10 protein-coding genes are annotated in these 19,150 nt (G+C 58.8%); 1 reads left to right on the forward strand and 9 read right to left on the reverse strand.

The features are described 5' to 3' along the window. Positions 1-150: 150 nt before the first annotated feature. The 9 genes from H567_RS23105 to H567_RS0104350 all read right to left on the reverse strand — a co-directional run bounded on the left by H567_RS23105 (position 151) and on the right by H567_RS0104350 (position 17,782). Positions 151-2,694 carry a glycosyltransferase gene (locus tag H567_RS23105; RefSeq protein ID WP_051184478.1) on the reverse strand — a complete coding sequence of 848 codons (2,544 nt, stop codon included), beginning with the start codon at positions 2,692-2,694 and terminating at the stop codon, positions 151-153. Between the two features lie 198 nt (positions 2,695-2,892). Next, positions 2,893-4,074, reverse strand: a complete 1,182-nt coding sequence (locus H567_RS0104315) for a glycosyltransferase family 2 protein (RefSeq protein ID WP_028320457.1) — start codon at positions 4,072-4,074, stop codon at positions 2,893-2,895. Positions 4,075-4,090: 16 nt separating this feature from the next. Further along, positions 4,091-5,026: a sulfotransferase family protein gene (locus tag H567_RS23110; RefSeq protein ID WP_035253433.1), complete on the reverse strand. Its 936-nt coding sequence runs from the start codon at positions 5,024-5,026 to the stop codon at positions 4,091-4,093. A 55-nt stretch (positions 5,027-5,081) separates the two neighbouring features. Beyond that, positions 5,082-6,440: an ABC transporter ATP-binding protein gene (locus H567_RS0104325; protein ID WP_028320458.1), complete on the reverse strand. Its 1,359-nt coding sequence runs from the start codon at positions 6,438-6,440 to the stop codon at positions 5,082-5,084. A gap of 22 nt (positions 6,441-6,462) precedes the next feature. After that, a complete protein-coding gene (locus H567_RS0104330) occupies positions 6,463-7,266 on the reverse strand; it encodes an ABC transporter permease (protein ID WP_028320459.1) in 804 nt (267 codons plus the stop codon). Between the two features lie 19 nt (positions 7,267-7,285). After that, positions 7,286-9,487 (reverse strand): glycosyltransferase, encoded by a 2,202-nt coding sequence (locus H567_RS0104335; protein WP_161626563.1) that lies wholly within the window; start codon positions 9,485-9,487, stop codon positions 7,286-7,288. A 358-nt stretch (positions 9,488-9,845) separates the two neighbouring features. Continuing rightward, entirely contained in the window at positions 9,846-12,530 is a 2,685-nt protein-coding gene (locus tag H567_RS0104340; RefSeq protein WP_028320461.1) for a glycosyltransferase, read from the reverse strand. Next, complete coding sequence (locus tag H567_RS26920; RefSeq protein WP_051184479.1) at positions 12,530-15,949, reverse strand: glycosyltransferase; 3,420 nt, start codon at positions 15,947-15,949, stop codon at positions 12,530-12,532. The genes H567_RS0104340 and H567_RS26920 overlap by 1 nt, the downstream gene beginning before the upstream one ends. Before the next feature lie 216 nt (positions 15,950-16,165). Beyond that, positions 16,166-17,782, reverse strand: coding sequence for a hypothetical protein (locus H567_RS0104350; RefSeq protein ID WP_153306050.1), 1,617 nt, complete (start codon positions 17,780-17,782; stop codon positions 16,166-16,168). Positions 17,783-18,116: 334 nt separating this feature from the next. Here H567_RS0104350 and H567_RS0104355 point away from each other — a divergent pair, with 334 nt between their 5' ends. Then, on the forward strand, positions 18,117-19,148 hold the full coding sequence (locus H567_RS0104355; RefSeq protein ID WP_028320463.1) for a dTDP-glucose 4,6-dehydratase: 1,032 nt from the start codon (positions 18,117-18,119) through the stop codon (positions 19,146-19,148). Positions 19,149-19,150 lie beyond the last annotated feature (2 nt).

Genomic DNA, 19,150 nt, shown 5'->3' on the forward strand with positions numbered 1-19,150 from the left:
CCATCCATGCGGGGCGGGCCCCGGTTTTTCCAGTGTCAAGGCGCTCAAGCGTTTGCGCGAAGGCGGCCTTGTAGGTCGCCGCACAAGCAAACGGGCAAATTGACGCCGAGACCGGCAACAAAGACCCTTTCCGGATGGAAATCAACGCGATCACGGCAATAACCTGAGTGCACGCAGGATCCTGACAAGGCGGCGGCCCAACACCTTCTTCTGCGCCTCCAGCTTCGCACTCATCAGCTCCCGTTCCCGTTCAGCCAGTCGAATCCTGGCCTCCATTTCAACGACGCGGTTTTCGCACTTCGCGAGGCTTTCCTGCAACCTCTGTTTGTCAGTCTCTTCCCTCAATGACGATTTTTCGCTCAAGCTGATCCTTTCCTCTTCCCGGCTCAGCGCTTCCCGGCACTGCTGCAGATCCTTCTCCAATCCTTTCAACTTCTTACCGAGAGAGGCAATCAGCCGGTCCTTGGCTGTGATCCGCGCAGCACTGTCAGGATCCTTTTTCGCCAGCTCTTTCGTCAAACGATCGATTTGCTCGATGCACCCTCTCCGGTCCTTCTCCAAATGCGTAATCTCGGCCTGGAAAATCTCTTCCGCCTTCGTCTTTCCATCGAGCGCGGCCTCCACTTTCTCCAGCCTATCGTAGAGCGCACTGATCTGCCGCAGTTGAGCGGCGCATTTCTCTTCCAGATCCTTCACCCTTTTCCCTGTCAGGGTAAGCTGTCTGCCGCGTTCGATTCGATCCGCGTCCAGCCGTCTCACCTCGGCCAGAAGCTGCTCTTCCGTTTCATTCTTCTCCCTCAGCGCCTGATTCAGCTGGACCGTGTACCCGTCCAGACGGTGGATCTGTTCGAGCCGCTTCGCGTTATCTTCCTCGAGACCCGCCAGTTTCTCCAGCAATCTTTCAATCTGCCCGCCCCGTTCGAGCCGGTCCGCATCGAGCCGCCTCACCTCGGCCACGAGCCGCCCTTCCGTCTCATTTTTATCCTTCAGGGCCTGATTCAACTGGACCGTCTGTTCGTCCAGGCGGCGGATCTGCTGAAGACGCTCCCCGCTCTCCTTTTCGACCTCTGCCAGCTTTTGCCGCAGACTCTCGATCTGTCCGCCCCGAGCTATCCGATCCTTTTGGAGGCGATCCATCTCGGAGAAGAGATTATTCATCTCGGTCTGCTTTCGGGCCAAGTCTTCGGTTAGTGAAAAGATCTGATGCAAACGCGCTTCGGACTCGGCCTTCAGAGCGTCGTTCTCCTCCTCGAGAAATCGCGTCATACGCTCTGAGCTTTCCAGCCTCAAAGGGACGCGCAGCCTCTCGACATCCCCGCCGAAGTCCACGTTCCAAACCGCATCCCCCTGCAGCGGACCGCCCCCAGTTGCGCCAGGCGCCGCCGGCGCGCCTTTTGTCTCACGCTTCCGCCTGGTGCGATCCCTCAGAACAGACTCGTAGAGCTTCAGGTATCTTCCTGCCTGGTGACGCAGGGAGAAATGGTCAACGATGCCGCGTCTGGCATTTCGGCCCAGGCAGGCCCTCTTCTCCTCGTCCGACAGCGTCTCGATCACAGCGATCGCCATCCCGTTGATATCCCCCGGAGCGACCAGGAAGCCGTTTTCCCCGCTCCGAATGACATCCGGCATGCCGCCGACGGCAAACGCGACCACCGGTGTGCCGCAGCTCATGGCCTCGAGCATCGTGTTCGGCAGATTGTCTTCGAGGGAGGACTGCACAAAGACATCGGCGGCTACATAAGCGTTGCGGACCGCCTCCTGCGAAGACAAATACCCGAGCGACATCACTCTCAAACCGGCCTGTTCCCACTCGGCGGGGGGATACCCGAAGCACAGGAGGCAGATACGGTCCTCCTCGATCCACGCCTCGAAAGACGGATCCCTGCGGCAATTCGACAGCACGCGCACCAGTTCGGCAAACCCCTTCCGCTTTTCGGTGCCGTATTCGGCCCCGAAAAGGATCGTGCGGGTATCCGGGTCCAACCCGAGCCGCTCCTTGGCCTTCGGCCGATAGGAAGGCTTGAAAACGTTCGTTTCGAGGCCGTTAGGGATGACCTCGATCCGGCGCCCTCTGAACAAAAGGCTCCGCCGCGCGCACTCGGCCATCCAGCGGCTGGGGGTCGCAATCGTCAGATCAGCCCCCTCGAACAATCCCTGCTTGTCCTTCAGCACGGCGGCGGGCAATCCCAGGGGGTCATCCTGCAGTTGGGGACAATCTCGGCAACCCTCTTCGTAACCCCTGCAGCCGGCGCTGTAATGGCAGCCGCCGCTGAAGGCCTCCTGATCGTGAAGGGTCCACACGACCGGTTTCCCGGAACGGAAAAGCCGGCACAAGGTGACAGGCGACAAAAAATCGGTGACCCAATGCAGATTCACGATATCCGCCCCCTGGATCTCCGGGAGCGCGCCGATATCGACCCCTGGGAAGGGGAAGGAGAAGAGCGTATTGCTGACGGACGTTCTGGATCTTCGGATATAGTGCTCCTGCACGGCCTCGATCAGCCGGAAATCCTTTTCAAGGCGCGGGGGTCTTTCTCCGGGGTCGGCGCAATGAATAGTCCCTTCCCGGGAATGCTTCCAGCGGACCAGCATGCGGCTTTCCACACGGATCCCCAGCAACCCCAGATGCAGCCGATAGGCCGCTCTCGCCGCCCCCCCCATCTGATCGTATGTATTGATATGGGAAACCTTCACCGCATTCCTACGCCTCTGTCTGAATCTCCCCCTGCAAAACCGCCCCGCGCCGTCAATCGCCCGCCCCGCAGGCATCAACGCGATGCGCACCCTGTCTCTCTATGTGCGACTCATCTTTCAGAGGGAACAAACCTGTTACCCGCATCCGCAGAAAGAATTTCTCGAAGGAAAGCGCCCTTCCGTCATCCTCAGACGGCCTCATATCCCTGAAAGGTAAGGCCTGGTAAACCGCTGCAGATCCGTCTTCAACACCCCTCGTGCCGCCTGGGCCGCATACGTGTCCCCATACCATTTTCCAAGGACGCCGGCCGCCAGCTTTTGCAGGGCATCCCAAGCCTCCGCTTCCCTCAGCGGCGGCAGCGATTCCCGCATGGACCGCCAGTGATAGTCCACCTCAGCCAACGCTTTACCCAAAATCTCCCCTCTTGAAAAGCCGCTCCCGCCCCTCAGCCTCCGCAACCCCCGGAGCAGAAACCTCCGGCAGGTGTTCCGAAAGGAAAACCGGGCATAGAGATAGGGAAACAGGCCGCCGCTTTCGAGGTGTTTCCCCTGCGACCGGAAATCCCCGCCCATCAACCCCTTCACCCGGGATTCGACGCCATGGGACACATCGATCAAATCGCTCACCGACAACCCTGAGAAATCGTTGCGCAACTTTCCCAGAATCCTCCCGCAGAACACGCTGTCCACCACATGCCGTCTGAAGACATAGTCCGCCGGCCGGTCGTGCGAATGCCTCACCACAACATCGGGGTCATAACAGATCCGCTCGCCTGCAAAGAGGATTTCCTTCGCCCAGGCCATATCCTCGGCATAGGGAACCTCCGGGAACGGGTGGAGCAGAAGGAGTTTTTTCCGGTAGAGCGCGCAGACGTTGTCAAGCCTGGTCACCCGGTAGGCCTCGTCGAAGGTCATCTCCGCGTAGGCGTCGGGGGAGGCGAGAGACTGAAGCCGCCGATCCGGCCCGAGAAAGCGGTTCAATCCCTCCGTGGTCCAGCGGGCATAGGGCCCCGCCGAGGCGTGGGCGATCTGCCGCCCATACACTGCCGCAGCCCCTGTTTCCCGCAAGACGCTGCGCAGATGATTGAGCCACAGGTTCCCCACCGGGATGGCATCCTGGACCATAAAGACAACGTCTTCATAGATCGTGTGCTTCAGAGCCAAGTTGCGCGTCCTCGCATGGTGAAAGGACCGGTTCGGTATACGGATGACCCGCGCCCCAGCCCGCTCCGCAGCTGCCGGCGTTCCATCCGTGGATCCCGAGTCGACCACCAGGAGATCTACAGGCCCCTCGAAGTCCTGAGCCCTTATTCCCAGCAGGCTTTCCTCGAAGATCCGCCCCCCGTTCAGGATGGGTATCACGATGCTGATGCCCTGCATGTCCAATGGCCCTGGATCAAGTCTCTTCCCGGAAGCGGACCGGATCCGCCTGCTCTCCATCCTCATGAAACGCCCGCTCGACCCCGCGCCGGAGATGCACCCGGATCCCGGGGGTAATAAACGCATCCCTCACGGCGGTGAAATCCGCCCTCAGATCGTCGAGCCGATCCAGGTCTGAATCCGTCAGCCCTCCCTCCCCGGCCGCCTTCTGAAGCAAGCGATAGCACTCGACCAGCCGGCTCCCGGGATAATCCTGCCCGGCATCGCCCTCGTCCACGCTGTGGTGTCGCATGCCGGGATCGATGAACGCCTCGATCCGCTCGCTCACCTCCTCGTAAGAGCAAGGCCAGTCGATCCGCAGGGCGCTCGTGAGATCTTCGATGGCTGCAGGCGTATCCCTCAGCAGGCTGTCGAACAGCATAAAATGCCTTTGGGCATGCCGGCTGTAAAACTCGGCGTACAGCATATGCTGCAGGCAAAGCAGCTGCGCCTGCCGCTCTCCGACGCCCTCCCGCCTGCACAAGGATCGCACCGCTTCGAACGGGTTCCTCAAAGGGAGGGCAACCACCAGCCGATCCGCCCTCTCTTCGAGGGGCCTGCGCCAGAAGGGGTAAAGGACGCACATCCGTGGATCCTTGATGCCAAAGACGCCCTCCCCGGTGAACTCTTCATCGAGAATACGCTCCGCCTCCCTCTTGATCCCGTTCAACGCGGCGTCCTCCCACCATCCGTCCTGCAGCAGGAAGGCGTCGGCCCAGGTGGCACCGAAGGCATGGAAGATCTTTTCGTTCAGGGCACAGATCCGGTAGTTCTCGAAATAGCCTTTGGGATTGCCCTCTGTCGGGGCCATCATGATCTTCCCCAGTTCAAGGCCGAGATGATGAAGGATACCCATCAGCGCCGATGTCCCGCTCCGATGCATACCCAGCACCACAATGCACGCTCCAGCCATGTGCCCCGTTTCCTTTCCCGATACGACCGATCCAGATGCAAGCGGCTCCGGCCGGTCATCCCTTTGCCGTCTCAAAACACAGATCCGGCTCGATGCAGAAGTCAACGATCCCCGTGGTCAACATCCCCTCCTCCTGCTGCACCCTGATCATCTCGACGTCGACTATCCGATGCAGAAAGACCTCGTCTCCTCCCAACACAGCCGTGACACCGGCATTCATGAAATAGACGCCCGGGTGAAGAAGACACCGGAACCGCATCTTCACAAGCACCACTTTGCCGGCCTCCACACAGGGGCAGGCGTCGAAAAGCGTCGAAGAAGCGGCACCCCCCAGTTCGAGGCCGCTCACGGTCTTGATCATCGAACCGAACCGCACATTGAATGCATCCGCATGAAAGGTCACCCGGTAGGTATAGACATATTCCTGTCTGGGCGCCAGTACATTGACGCGTTCGCCGTCCAGGGTGGTGATGTGCACATCGGCGATCTCCGCGCCCCTGGATTCATAGTAAAGGGTGCTTTTCGGAATCAGATTCGGGTCGTAAAAGGCCTTCATCCCGTCCGAATCACCTGCCGCTGCTCCGCCGGTTCGTTCCGGAGGAACGGCCTTCGAGAAGACGCCTTCGGCTCCGATCCTGATTTCGTTTCTCACCGCTTCCACCCTGTCGGGCGGCGCAAAGATGAGTTTGTGATACTTCGAAACCACGTGCTTGGGCGTCCCCTCGAGAATGAGTTCGCCCTGGTCGAGCAAAAGCGCCCGGTTGCATATTTCCACCACGGTCTGGGCCGAGTGGGACACGAAAACAATCGTCTTCCCGGCCTTCCTGAACTCCTGCAAGCGCGCGTGGCACTTCCTCTGAAAGATCTCGTCCCCCACCGACAGGGCTTCGTCGACGATCAAGATCTGAGGGTCCACGTTGATCGCGACGGAGAAGGCCAGGCGGATGAACATACCGCTCGAATAGGTTCGCACAGGCTGGTCGAGGAAGTCACCGATATCGGCGAACGCGGCGATGTCATCCAATCGCCGCGTCATCTCGTCACTGCGCAGCCCCAGGATAGCGCCATTCAGATAGACGTTCTGCCGCCCCGTGAAATCCGGGTTGAAACCGGCGCCAAGTTCGAGCAGCGCCGACACCCGGCCCGATACGGACACAACCCCGCTCGATGGCTCGAGGATCCCGCAGATGAGTTGGAGCAGCGTCGATTTACCGCTGCCGTTGCGGCCGACGATCCCGACGGTTTCACCGGCGTAGACGGTGAAAGAGACATCGCGCAGGGCGTCGAACGGTCGATGATACCGTTTGCGTCGAGGGTGAAAGACCTCCTTTACACGGTCGAGGGGGCTGTTGTAAAGCCTGTAGGTCTTGGTCAACCCCCTGACGTCGATCACCGGTTGCTTATCCTTGTTCATCGGTCGCAGCCCCGCATTGCTTCTAAAGGACATCGGCAAAATGGGGTTTCAGCCGTTTGAACACCAGCGCTCCGAAGACGAAGAGCGATCCGGCAACAGCCCAAAAATAAAGCGTTTCATAAGGCCGCTCCCAAAAAGGGACAAAATAGATAAAGGAGTCACGATAGCCCTGAACGATATAGAACATCGGATTCAGTTCAAGATATATATGGATCTCGGGGGGCATCATTTCCAAATTCCAGAAGATCGGTGTCGCCCAGAAACCCACCTGGATGAAAACATTGACCACATGGGATATGTCTCGGATAAAGACATTCAGAGAGGCGCCGATCCACCCGATGCCAAGCGCCAGCGTCGTCATGGCGAAAAGGTAGTACAGAAACTGCAGGTAATAAAGATTGACAGGCATCCGATGAAACAGAATCAGGAGGATCAGCACACTGAGGAAAATGGAATGGGTAATCAGGGATGCCACCACCTTGACGATGGGGAGGATCTGCGAGTGCAGGAGGGTCTTCTTGATCAGGTTGGCATTGGATACAACGACCCCGACCGAGCCATTCACCATGTCGGCAAACACGAACCACGCGGCCATGCCGCATGTCAGCCATACGACGAACGGGACATTTTCAGCCGGCTGGACCCTGAAACCCAAACTGAAAATCACCCAAAAAACCACGACGAGGATCACAGGATTGACGAAGGTCCAGATAAAACCCAGCAAGGATCCCATATACTGCCGCGCGATCTCACGCTTCGCCATCGACCAGATCATGTTCCGCTGAAGGACTAACAGCCGGATGAAATAGTAAAAACTCTTAAACATGTATCCCTGTAACCAGAGGTTATCGACAAAAGGCCTTTTTACGGCCGGGCACCGAATCAGTGCCTCCCTCTAAATGATCTCCGTCGGCAGGATGCCCCATTTCTTCAAGAATACTGCCCTCCGTTGCACACCTCCCGTTCAACTCCCGTTCGAGTTCCTTCACACGGGCATTCAACACGGTGATCTGCTCCAACCGGGCCTCGCTCTCCTCTGCCACCGACGTCAGGCGATCCCGAAGAAGAGCGATCTGATCCCCCCGTGCTATCCGGTCCGCCTCCAGACGCCCGACCTCATCGAGAAGACTGCCCTCCGTTTCGCACTTCCCGTTCAACTCCCGTTCGAGTTCCTTCACACGGGCATTCAACACGGTGATCTGCTCCAACCGGGCCTCGCTCTCCTCTGCCACCGACGTCAGGCGATCCCGAAGAAGCGCGATCTGATCCCCCCGTGCTATCCGGTCCGCCTCCAGACGGGACAATTGCAGCGCCAGAGAATCGAGCTCGGCCTGCTTGCTACGGAAGGTTTCCTCCAAACCCCATATCTGCTCTTTCGAGAAGCCCATCTGGGTCGGTCTGAGATAGGACTCGATGCCGTGTCCCTCGATAGGCAGCCGCTCCGACTCCCGATCAATCTTACACGCCTGCTGATCGTGATCCGAAGGGTGGAACAGATTCCACCGAATCTGGTTAAGCTCCAAACCCAGCCTCTCGATCTCTGAATCTTTGCATCTGATTTCCTCCCTCAGAGATCTGTTCTGATTCGAAAGGATCGAGCGCTGCTGATCGACTGCGGCAAACCGTTGCGCCAACTCCTCGACAAGTTCGATCCTTATGGACCGATCGGATGAAAGATGCGACACCTTTTCTTCGAGAAGCATTAATTTTTTACGCAGATCCGCTTTCTCAGATTCCGCAGTCGACGCTGCCTTCAGAAGTCCGGGGCATGTCTTTCTGAGGGACCAAGAAAGCAGGTCGTCATAGATTCGAGCCGTAAACGGGCCCATCTGCCCGGACGCTGTCTCAGCCTCGCAGCGGGGGCTGTGCCACAAGGTCTCCAAAACTCCGGAGTCTCTTGGCCCCATAACCGCCGAGCCTGTCCTCGTTGCGCGATTCTCCATCAAACTGCCGTAAAGCGCCAAATACTGCCCGACCATCCGCTCAGAGCCGCATTTCACCTCCACCGCCGCGCGGGCCGCATTCCCGGCCTCCCGGATCTTGACGCGGTCCGCCGCCAACCTTGAAAGCGCATTGGCCATTTGCGAAAAATCCCCCGGTTCGACCAGCCAGCCTTCCTCGCCGGACTCCAAGAGATCCCGCGTATCCGATCGATCCAGGGTCATGACAGGTACGGCGCAACACATGGCCTCCAAAAGGCCGGCAGGCAAACCCGAAGTCAGGACCGGCGCGAAATAGAGGTCGACGGACTCATACAACGCGTTCCAGGCATCCGTCGATTCGGGATATGGCACACGGATGAACGGCAGCCCCGTTTCGCCTTCGGATCGGTTCCCAATCCCCGGCGCAATGAATTGGAGGGTCCCGTCCTGCACCAGCTTTCGAATCTCCGTAGCATCCAGAAGCGAGCGGAACGCATCCCAGGCCCCCCTCGCATCGCGGCCCTCGGCCCGCATGCACGGACCAGCTATGAACACCTTCAGAATACCTTTCCAGGCCCTGCCATTTCCTCTCGCTTCTCTTTGCGTCGGCACCTTGAATGCAGACGCATCGATCCCTTTTCGTATCAACCGGATCTGCCTGCCGCGAAAGACCTTGCTTTTTTCTGCACACTCAAGGATCCAGACATCCGCTGCGACGGCAGTGAAAGAGCTCGCTCGATACAATGCTGTTTTGTCCTCGAGCAAAACCGACGGCAGGCCATAGGGATCGTCAATCAGCTGCGGACAGCCGACGCAGCCATCACAATATTTCTCGCAGCGGCCCGCGTAATGGCAGCCCCCGGTCATCGGCTCCTGCCCATACAGGGTCCATACGACCGGCCTGCCCGAAGCAAACACCCGCTGAAGCCCCACGGGAGACAGGAACCCCGCGACATCATGAACGTGGATCAGGTCTGCGCCTCGGATCCACTCGGAGGAGGAGACATCCCATCCGGGATAGGGGAACCTGAAAGGGTCTGAACGGAAAGTGGTCCGATTCTGGTCTATGTAGGCCCTCTGGACAATCGAACCGAAGCTGGCAGCATTCCCTTCCGGTGATTTCACCCTGATGACGGTTTCATCATCCTCATTTTTATTGAGAACAATGCAGCGAGACATATGCCCGGAACGCAGCAAAGACCGGTGAAGTTCCAGAAGCTGCCGGTTGTCGTTCGAAACCGGATCATGTGTGGATATGTGCGCTATAAACATCACTTTTTGCTTTCGCCCGTGGCCATGGATCAGCATGGGCAAGATTTCCCAGCCCACCGCAGGCAACTTTGCCTAATCTTCGACCAACATCGAAATGGGACAGACGAGTAAAAGAGGGCTTCCCCTGCCGGAATGCAGGGTCTCCTTCACGGTCCCGCCTGCCCCCTCCTACCCCTGCATAAATCCCTGCATCCCGAGATTTAGCAGCCTGTCACGGCATGGAGCATATTTCCGCAAGAGGGACCGCTTCGCACGCGATCATCAGCAGCCAGAGATCAGGGGTCTCGATGGCTGCATCTTCCAAAGTCAGCTTCAACGTCAAGCGATTCACCCCCTCATGGAGCGATGCCCTCAAGAGCACCAGGCAATCACGTTCATGCCCGGTATACGGAACCACGAAGGGTGTAACTTCACAATCCTCATGAACAAGAACCCCGTGCACATTCTGATGAAAGCTGCGGCAGCGGAAACCAAGCAGATATTCTTCGGCCTTCGGACAATCGATGCTCAGGCATGCCTCCGGGTTGATGATCCAGCGGATTCCAGCAGGTAGGCTCAAGTGCGGATAAGCCACCTCTTTGGCCCTGAATCCGGACAGGAACGTCATCCCGGTCGCGAGCTTGGTACAGTTCGGCGTAACGATTATAGATTGGTCTGTTTCTCTACAATCATATGCCTCGTTTCGCAAACCCCATTTTCGGGTCGCAAAGTTGAACCGGATGACTTTGCCTGCATAGCCAAAGACCTCCATCGCATCCAGCGAACGTACCACCCGCTGGTGGCGTTCCCATTCCGCATCGCGCACCTCCCTGTCGACGATCCTTTCAACCTCCTCATAGTAGTCGTCCAAGAATTCGGAGAGCTGCCCTCGCCGCCTTCGGTGCGAGGCAAAGTGGAAATCAGCCACCACGTATTCGGCATATTCGGCAAACCGCCTCCATAAATCGAAATCTCCAGCAAGCCGCAGATCAGGCCTCAAACCGCCGACCCTCTGCCATAGGGCCGCCCGCCAGAAAGTCCCTTCCTGCATGACGAACCCCAGACGCCGGCCGTCAAAGATACCTGCTCTCAAGGACCTTCTCGGATAAGGGGTAAGCTCGAAAACGCCAGTCATTGCGCCTTCCTGATCGATGAGCGCCGCACGGCCCCCTACCCAATCCACACTCTTGAACGTTCCCAACAGGTGTCCCGCCGCTGCAAACGCTCCCTGCAGCAGCCGGTCATCCGCATTGAGCCAGGTCATGTAATCCGTTTCCTCGAGACCGATATGCTCAAAGCCGCGATTCACGGCATCGTACATGCCTTTGTCTGCGCCGGTTGCAAAACTGAATTCAATGCCCTTGCAAAAAAGCGGCAGGGATCCACCACTGAGGCGTTTCTCCCATTGCTCGATTTTCTCCAGGGTTCCGTCGCTCGAGCCTCCGTCCTGGATATGGTATCGTATCCGAAAAGGACCAGCCTGCGTCAGAATGCCGGCGATGGCTTCATCGATAAACGCCTCCGCGTTCAGACAGGGCGTTACGATGCAGAACCGGGGAACTCTGTCCACGGAAATCTCGGGTGTCAGATCCTTGCCGTGTTCAGAGAGGGCCGGAGGACTTCTGATTCCACGCTCGGACTCGGCCTTTTCGACCCGATCAGGAAGAGAGACCTGGTTCAGGATATACTCGTTCCAACGCAGCCCCTGTCCCAGCAGGCTGAAGCGATCCTTTGCCAGCTTGCGGCCTGCCTCGCCATACTCACGGCATGTGTCGGGACACGACATAAAAAAACGCAACGCATCCACCAGAGATGCAACGCCGACCTCTTCCACCAAGCGCGCGTTCAGCCCGTGCCGCGCGATTTCGGGGACGCCGCCGACGGCAAATGCCGCGACAGGCACTCCGCAGGCCGCGGCCTCCATGATCGTCTGACCAAATGCCTCTTCCGTGGAGGTCGCCATGAAAAGATCCGCAGCACCGTAGAGAAGCGGCATTTTGCAATGCTCGTCCACAAACCCCACCGTGTGGGCACGCTCGAACCGCGTGGAGTTGTCGCCGAAGAGCAGGAAACAGGCCTCATTTTGAAGGATCGCCAACACTTCATCGAAAAAGCGGCCCCCTTTGCGGTGATCCTGCACGTTTACGGCGCCGCCCAGAATGACGAAGGCGTCCAAGGGGATGCCGAGCAATCGCCGGCACAGATCGCGGGGCATGGGTTTGAAGACATCCGTGTCGAGGCCGAGATAAACCACCTCTGCGTTGATGGAATCCCCCAGGGCAGACCGGGCGAAGCCCAGGGTCCACAGGCTGTTGGTCGCAAGCGGGATCCCTGAAGTCCCGCTGAAGATCGTCCGGCGGAGCCTCCACGCCTCGGCAATATCTCCGGCATGCAGGGGCGGGTAACTATCACAGGTCAAACAGCTTTCATCGCAGCCGGTCAGATACAGACGGCACTCGCCGGGATAGGCGCACCGGCCGGTGAAAAGATAGCAGTCATGGGCGTAGGCGACCGTCAAGACGTCGAGATCCCTCAACCCCAGGAAGATCTCCAGAGGCCATCCAGCGGCATGCAGATTACCGACGATCACCACGTCAGGCGCCTCGGCTGCGATCTCAACGGTCAGTGCCTCGACGATCGCCCCTGCGCTCCGGCCGCACTCCAGATGCAGGTGCTTTCTGGAATGCAGCCCTTGCCAGGCCTCGGAGGCACCCGCCAGGATCATCTCCAAAGGCTCTTTTTCGCCGGCATCCCAGCACAGCGCCTTGACCTCGTGCCCCATCATCAGAAACGACTTGATTTGGCGCAACTCCGCCAACCCGGCCCCATAGCGGAAACCGATGTCATTCAGGAAAAGAACCTTCAGGGCCGCTCCGCTCTCGAGCTTCCCCCGAATACGCTCCCGGGCATTCGTCATCAACCCCGTTCCCCGCGATGCTTCCGGCTCACTTGCTGCAGCTCCGCCAAAAAGGGTAGATCCCCATGGGTCTTCTGCTCCCCGTGCACCCTGAAAAGCGCCAGAACATCGGGGACATGTACGATTCCGGCCCCTGCAAGGGCCATCCTCACCCAGAGGTCATAATCCATGCTGTAATACAGGGACCCGTCGATCTCTCCGCCGCTCCTGCGCCAGATCTCTTGAGTCCAGAAGACTTCGGGCTGAAAGAAAAAACCCCCCTTTTGCCAGGAGCCGTCAATGTCCAGGAGCCGATCCAACGGCAAAGGAACCACCTCCCCTACAGGCATCGCATTATGATGCCTATGGAAAGGCTTCTTTTCGAAGCCGTGCACCAGTTCGCATCCGCCGGCCACCATATCCGGCCCGTACTGGTCGAAGGCCATCGCCACACGAACCAGGGTCCAGGGCAGATAGCGATCATCGCTGTTCAGCCAGGCAAGAATCTCGCCTGTCGCCTGTCTGAACCCCTTGTTCAAGGCGTCGGACTGCCCTTTGTCTTTTTCACTGACGCAAAAGGCGAACCTGTGCCGATAGCGCTCCAAAATGGAGGAGGTGCCGTCCGTCGAACCTCCATCTATCAGGATATATTCCAGATTCGGATACCCCTGCATCAAGACAGAGCGGATGGTCTCCTCCAGAAAGATCCCCTGATTGAGCGTCACCGTCACAACGGAAATCTTTGGCCAAGGATTCCCCGAAGGCATCTTTTGAGGCAGTTCGAACACCGGGGTCCGCCGCGGCCACTCCTCCGACGAATAGACCAATTTATCATTGGCGGCCGGATCCAGCCAGGCAGCGGGGGGGCCTTCGAGAATCCTCACACCATGGAACGTACGCGCTTTCATGGGTTCTGCCAAAACGGGATCTTCGCCCGCCGGCGCGCCGCCCGTCTGAACGATGAGACTGTCCCGCCCCAATCGTCCTTTTATAAGGCGCACGTCTCGACGGGCCGCCTCATTGTCCCACACAAGGCCGTCATAGCGTGCCAAGGCGTCAGCCGCCTCCAGACCGAGCCACTCTGCCAGAGGCTCCTCCTGGACCTCGAATCGAAAAGCCTTTTCCCTTTCCTTCACCCAACTCGGAACCCCCAGGACCATCACCTCCGCCCCGGCCCCGGCCATGATGCAGGCCGCCTGGAGATTCCGCCGGGTGGCATTGACGACCAATACCCTTTTCAGACGAACGGCCAATTCGAAAAGAAACGCCATGGCACGGTCGTCGAAATCCCCCCCGAGCGTCCTCGCGAAGCTGAGCGCCTCGATGACAGGTGCGTCTATAGAAGCCGCCGCAACGCCGCTCTCGGCAGGTTCGGCAAAGTCGAATGTCTTCAGCAAGCGCAGACTGGCGAGATAGAGTTCATCGAGCAAGCGAAAATAGTGGTTGAACGTGTCCTCCCCCTCGCATAGATCCATCCGGAAATTCTCATCCATCAGAAATTCATGCAGTTCGGCAAAGGGTTTGTGCGATGCAAGAAACCTTCTTACCGGGAGGCTCGTCCCGGATTTTAAATCTGGGGATTTTCTAACTATATCATCCATCTCTTTGATCATCGAATGATTCGACCTTATGTGATCAGCCCATCGACGCTTGTTCTCATCGGCTTCAGTCTCAAACGAAGAAATTTTCATTCTAAGGGATTCATTTTCATCCTGCAGGCATCCCGTTCTAGAATAGATTACATCCAGTTCATCACGCAATTCGACAGCGGTTTGCTCATAGTGGACAAGCGCGTCGAGATGCCCGTCGCGCTGCGCCAGAACAGCATCAAGGGATTTCCTCAGATCCTCGATTGCCCCTTCGAGCGCTCCGATTAGATTTGCTGTCTCGTCGCTGTCCTTTTCGATATCACTCCTCAGCCGCTTCAGTTCTCCAATCCTTGCCGGAGGGAATTTGCCGGCCTCGACAAACCGGTCAGCTTCAGCCGCCATGCCAGGAGCGTTCTTTTCTCCGGAAAGCAGGGTTTCCTTCAACAATTCCATCAGAATGCCGGCATAAACCGAAGCGAATCGGGGGCCTGTCTCACGCAGAAAGACCGGCTCTCCCGGCCCCGTGGCGAAGGACTTCCTCCCCTGCGCGTCCTGCCTGCCGCGGCCATTTTTGACGGAGAGTTCCTCGAAGAGAGCGAGGTAGGCGGCCGCCTGATGCCCCAGAGCGAATCGCTCGAGCGCAACCCGGCGGCAACGTTCTCCCATGGCCAACCGCTTTGCCGAGTCCCCGGCAAGATCCAGGATCGCCCGCGTCAAGGCCTCCAGATCCCCCGCAGCCGCCAGCCTCCCGGTCTTACCATCCTCGATCATTTCGGGGACGCCGCCCACCTCGAACGCCGCCACCGGGGTGCCGCAGGCCATGGCCTCCATAACCGTATTCGGGAGGTTGTCTTCGAGACTCGACAAGACGAACACGTCCGCCGCGCCATAGGCATCCCGAATCCATTCCAAGTCGGAGAGGCGGCCCAGTCCGCTCACCGGCAAACCGATCCGCCCTTGAACTTCCTCGGAGCCGCTCCCGAATGCCAACACCCGGGTCTTTCCCTTTCGCGCGCGATCCGCAAACGTAAGATCCTCCAGGCACGCATTGAGGCAGGTGCAGAGCGAAGCGATATTCTTCCGCTTTTCCATTAAGTTGTCTGCGGAAAAAAGAACGACGAAGGCATCCGGTTCGATGCCGAGCCGTTTTCTCACCTCCTCACGGTTGCCGGGTTTGAACTCTTCCGTGTCGATCCCGTTTGGAATGACCTCGATGCGGAGCCCCTTGAACAGGGCGCTCGCGGACGCGCACCCGGCCATCCAGAGGCTGGGTGTGACAATCACCGGTTGGGCTCCCCTCCACAGCTCCGCCTTGTCCTTCAATACCATAGCCGGCAGGTCGAAAGGACCCGGCTCGATCTGGGGGCACCCCGAGCACTCCAGGCGATACCCCTCACAGCCGGCGGAGTAGTGGCATCCGCCGCTGAACGGATGCTGATCGTGCAAAGTCCAGACCACGGGTTTTCCCAGCGAAAAGAGCCTTTGCAGACTGACAGGCGACAAAAATCGGGCAACCCAGTGCAGGTTGATCACCTCCGCACCTCTCAACTCGGGCAGCCCCGAAATGTCCCACCCTGGATAGGGGAGCGAGAAATAGGTATTGCTGATGCCAGTGCGCCTCTTGTCAAGGTAGCTTTCCAGGGTGCCTTCCACCCAAAAGGGCTCTCGAAGGTCGGCAGGAGATTCCATCCCTTCGAAAAGCGGAATGACCGATGCATCGTCATGAAAATCGCTTTGGCGCACGATCATGAGACTCTCGGCCCCTGCGGCGGCCAGCCCCTTGTGCAGCCTGCGAGCGGCTATAGCAGCGCCGCCCAGCCTGTCATAGGTGTTGATCAGGACGGTTCGCAATACCCTTAAACCTTTCCTATTCTCACGAAAAAAGCTCTTTTTTCCAATGGCTTTACCCACGGGAAAACGGAATTCTTCGACCCTATAGGTACAGATCTACCAGGCGCAGCCTGCAAAGAAGGCAGAGCCCGGCACGAAGGGTTGGGGCGCAGACCTCTGTATAAGGCCCTCAAAAACTGCACTCCCTTTTCTCATGCACTTGTTTCTGGAACCCTACTATAGACCCCCGGCCAAAGGCAATGGTACCCTTTTCATGAGCATCCAGCCGAAGACCCCCCCCTTCCCCTGACTCACCGCGGTAAAATGGTTCTCGATATATTCCCATAACAAAGGATGCGTGTCCCTGAAGGAGAGCCCGTCGGCGCGCAGAACCACCTCCTCTCCCATGAACACCCATCCAACCTTCTTCTCCTCGAGCGCAGCGATCTTTTCCAGCTGTCTTTCTTCCGAATCAGGAAAGAGAAAGTAGAGTTCCCAGAGCGGAGACGTCTTTTCGAGAATCGGGTAGAACCCCGGCCAGTACGGCACCACAAGGATTCGATCCTCCCGGTCGAGATGACGGGCGACCGCATCCTTGACCCCGTCGATCGTGAGCGCCTCCGCACCGTACACCACCAGTGCATCCCCCCCGATCTCCGTTTTCACCAACGCTCCGGGCGGAGCGGAGAACCTCTTGTAAGCGGGGTTCGCAAGGCCCGCGGAAAAGCAGGAGGCGCAGACCAACCCGGCTCCGGCCGCGAAGGCCGCAACCCCATGCCAGGCCCTCCCTCCTCGAGCCAGCCACCGGACGGCAAACACCGCCAGCAGCAAGAATGCCGGGATTCCCTGCGCCAGATGGGGAAGATCCGCGCGCCCGAAGACATGGTGCAGGTAGGGCAGACCCACCACGGCACAGGCAACCGCTAAATCAGGGAGCGTCCGCGGGCGCTTCCTGATCGCGCCGACCGCGGCGCCGATCAGGACCGCTGCATAAGAAAGAGGCAGCAGCACGAAGAAAAGGCCCGTGCAAAGCTCGTGCAAGAACCGGATTCCGTCCATTCCCGGGCCGCCGGCCCTCCACGGCCAGGGCACCTCCAGATAAAGATTGGCTCCGCCAGAGGCAATGAACTCAAACCGTCTCAGGCAGCCTTCCAGAAAACCGTCCACGCCGACAAGCATGCCGGCGAGGGGCAGCAAACCCGTCAGGACCCCCGCCGTGAAGGCGCCGAACCGATGAAGCACCGCACGGAATTCAGCCCCGATCCCTGCCAGAAACATCACCGTCAGGTAGCTCAGCCCAATGTAGGCGCCGTGGTTCTGACCAAAAAAGGCCGCTAGGCCGGCAAAGCACCCGCCCCAGAAAAAGCGGGCACCGGAGGGCCGCTCCAGCAGAAGGCACGCACCGTAAACAGCCATGAGCACGATGCTTTGTTCAAAGGTCTTGTACCAGGGGATCATCCAGATCATGATCAGGCAGGCGGCGCCCGCCTGGGCCAGACGGCTCGAAAGCATCGGCTTCAAGACCAGCATCCCGCACGACAAGCCCAGCCACTGAAAAACGCCTGCGGCCCAGCGGAGCCCCATCGGGCCGTCGCCGAAAAGGCCGGTGAGTGCGGCGCAGAAATAGTACCGGCCCGGATCGTAGGAGAGAAAATCCTTTATGGGAACCTCCCCCGCGCCCGTCCGCCAAACCCCGTACCATAAAGAGCCCTCATCGAGCAGATTGAAAAACAGGTCGTGCTGCGCCCAAACGAAACACGCCACGATGACCGCGGAGATTCCGCACAGGACCAGGCCCTCGCGGACCGTCCGCGTAGCATCCTTTACAGGGGAACGCCCCAAATCAAACCCCACCGGCTGCACACGGCCTCCTGCCTGATCCCCAGGCAAACGCATTCATCCATACCCTGAAAACCCCCTGCCCGGCTCCTACGTATCGGACCTCTCAAATCCCCCAATCCAGCGACCATTTTTAAACCTTGCCCCGCAGTCTCCGGTGTTGTTATAGTTTTTGGCGTGTTCGAGCAATCCCCTATCCATGCTCAACCGGGGATCCTTGTCGGGCACCCGCAGGCCTGAAACGATTTTTTTCGGCGCCGCACACACCAGGGACAAAGCGAGGCCTATCCCTGCCCTTACAAACCCTTTTCGGACGGGAGCGCCATCCCGGCCGTTATTGGACCGAACATTGAGACTCAGGATACTTGTGACCGGCGGGGCTGGTTTCATCGGCACCAATTTTGTTTACTACCTGATGAAACGGTACCCTCAATACCGCATCCTCGTTCTCGACGCCCTGACCTACGCTGGCAACCTGGAGAATTTCTCGAGCGAAATCAAGGAAAATCCGAACTTCAGATTCATCCGGGGCGATGTCTGCGACGCGGCGCTCGTCCTCGATCTGGTCAGGGAGGTCGACTGCGTCGTGCATTTCGCGGCCGAAACGCACGTCGCACGCTCCATCTTCGACGACCGAAAGTTCTTCAAGACCGACGTCCTGGGCACCCAGTCGGTCGCCAACGCGGTCCTGCGCAACAAGGATCATATCCGGCGCTTCATCCATGTGTCCACATCGGAGGTTTACGGCACCGCCCTGTATCAGCCCATGGATGAAGACCATCCCCTGAACCCGATGACGCCTTACGCCGCCGCGAAGGCCGGCGCCGATCGCTTGGTTTACAGCTACTGGCGGACCTACGATCTCCCGATCGTCATCGTCAGGCCTTTCAATCAGTACGGCCCCTATCAGCATCTCGAAAAGGTCATTCCCCGGTTCATCAGCAGCGCGCTGCTGGGCGAACCCCTCACCATCCACGGAGACGGGACGGCCAAGAGGGACTGGCTTTTCGTCCAAGAGACCTGCGAACGGCTGGATCTCGTGCTCCATGCCGATGACGCGGATGTCATAGGGGAGGTCTTCAACCTCGGTTCCGGGTTCGACCTGGACATCCTGGGCATCGCCCGGATGATCCTGAAGCTCCTCGGGCTTTCGGAAAACCTGATCACCTTCACGCCCGACCGACCCGGGCAGGTCCAGCACCACATCTCCAGCACCGCCAAGGCCGAAGCCGTCTTGAAGGTTCGCCCCTGCGCCCGTTTCCAGGAGGGACTCGAGAAGACCATCGAGTGGTACGCCGCCAACCGCAGGTGGTGGGAAAGAATGCTGAGCATGCGGCGCGTCGAAATCGTCGACAAGGACGGGACCGTTCAATTTTATTGACA

Source organism: Desulfatiglans anilini DSM 4660 (assembly GCF_000422285.1).
In the GTDB taxonomy this organism is placed as follows: Bacteria; Desulfobacterota; DSM-4660; order Desulfatiglandales; family Desulfatiglandaceae; genus Desulfatiglans; species Desulfatiglans anilini.

Excerpts from the sequence above, each read along its gene's own strand:
- H567_RS0104315 (WP_028320457.1), bottom strand. The coding sequence starts at position 4,074 with ATGCAGGGCATCAGCATCGTGATACCCATCCTGAACGGGGGGCGGATC.
- H567_RS23110 (WP_035253433.1), bottom strand. The coding sequence starts at position 5,026 with ATGGCTGGAGCGTGCATTGTGGTGCTGGGTATGCATCGGAGCGGGACA.
- H567_RS0104325 (WP_028320458.1), bottom strand. The coding sequence starts at position 6,440 with ATGAACAAGGATAAGCAACCGGTGATCGACGTCAGGGGGTTGACCAAG.
- H567_RS0104330 (WP_028320459.1), bottom strand. The coding sequence starts at position 7,266 with ATGTTTAAGAGTTTTTACTATTTCATCCGGCTGTTAGTCCTTCAGCGG.
- H567_RS0104340 (WP_028320461.1), bottom strand. The coding sequence starts at position 12,530 with ATGACGAATGCCCGGGAGCGTATTCGGGGGAAGCTCGAGAGCGGAGCG.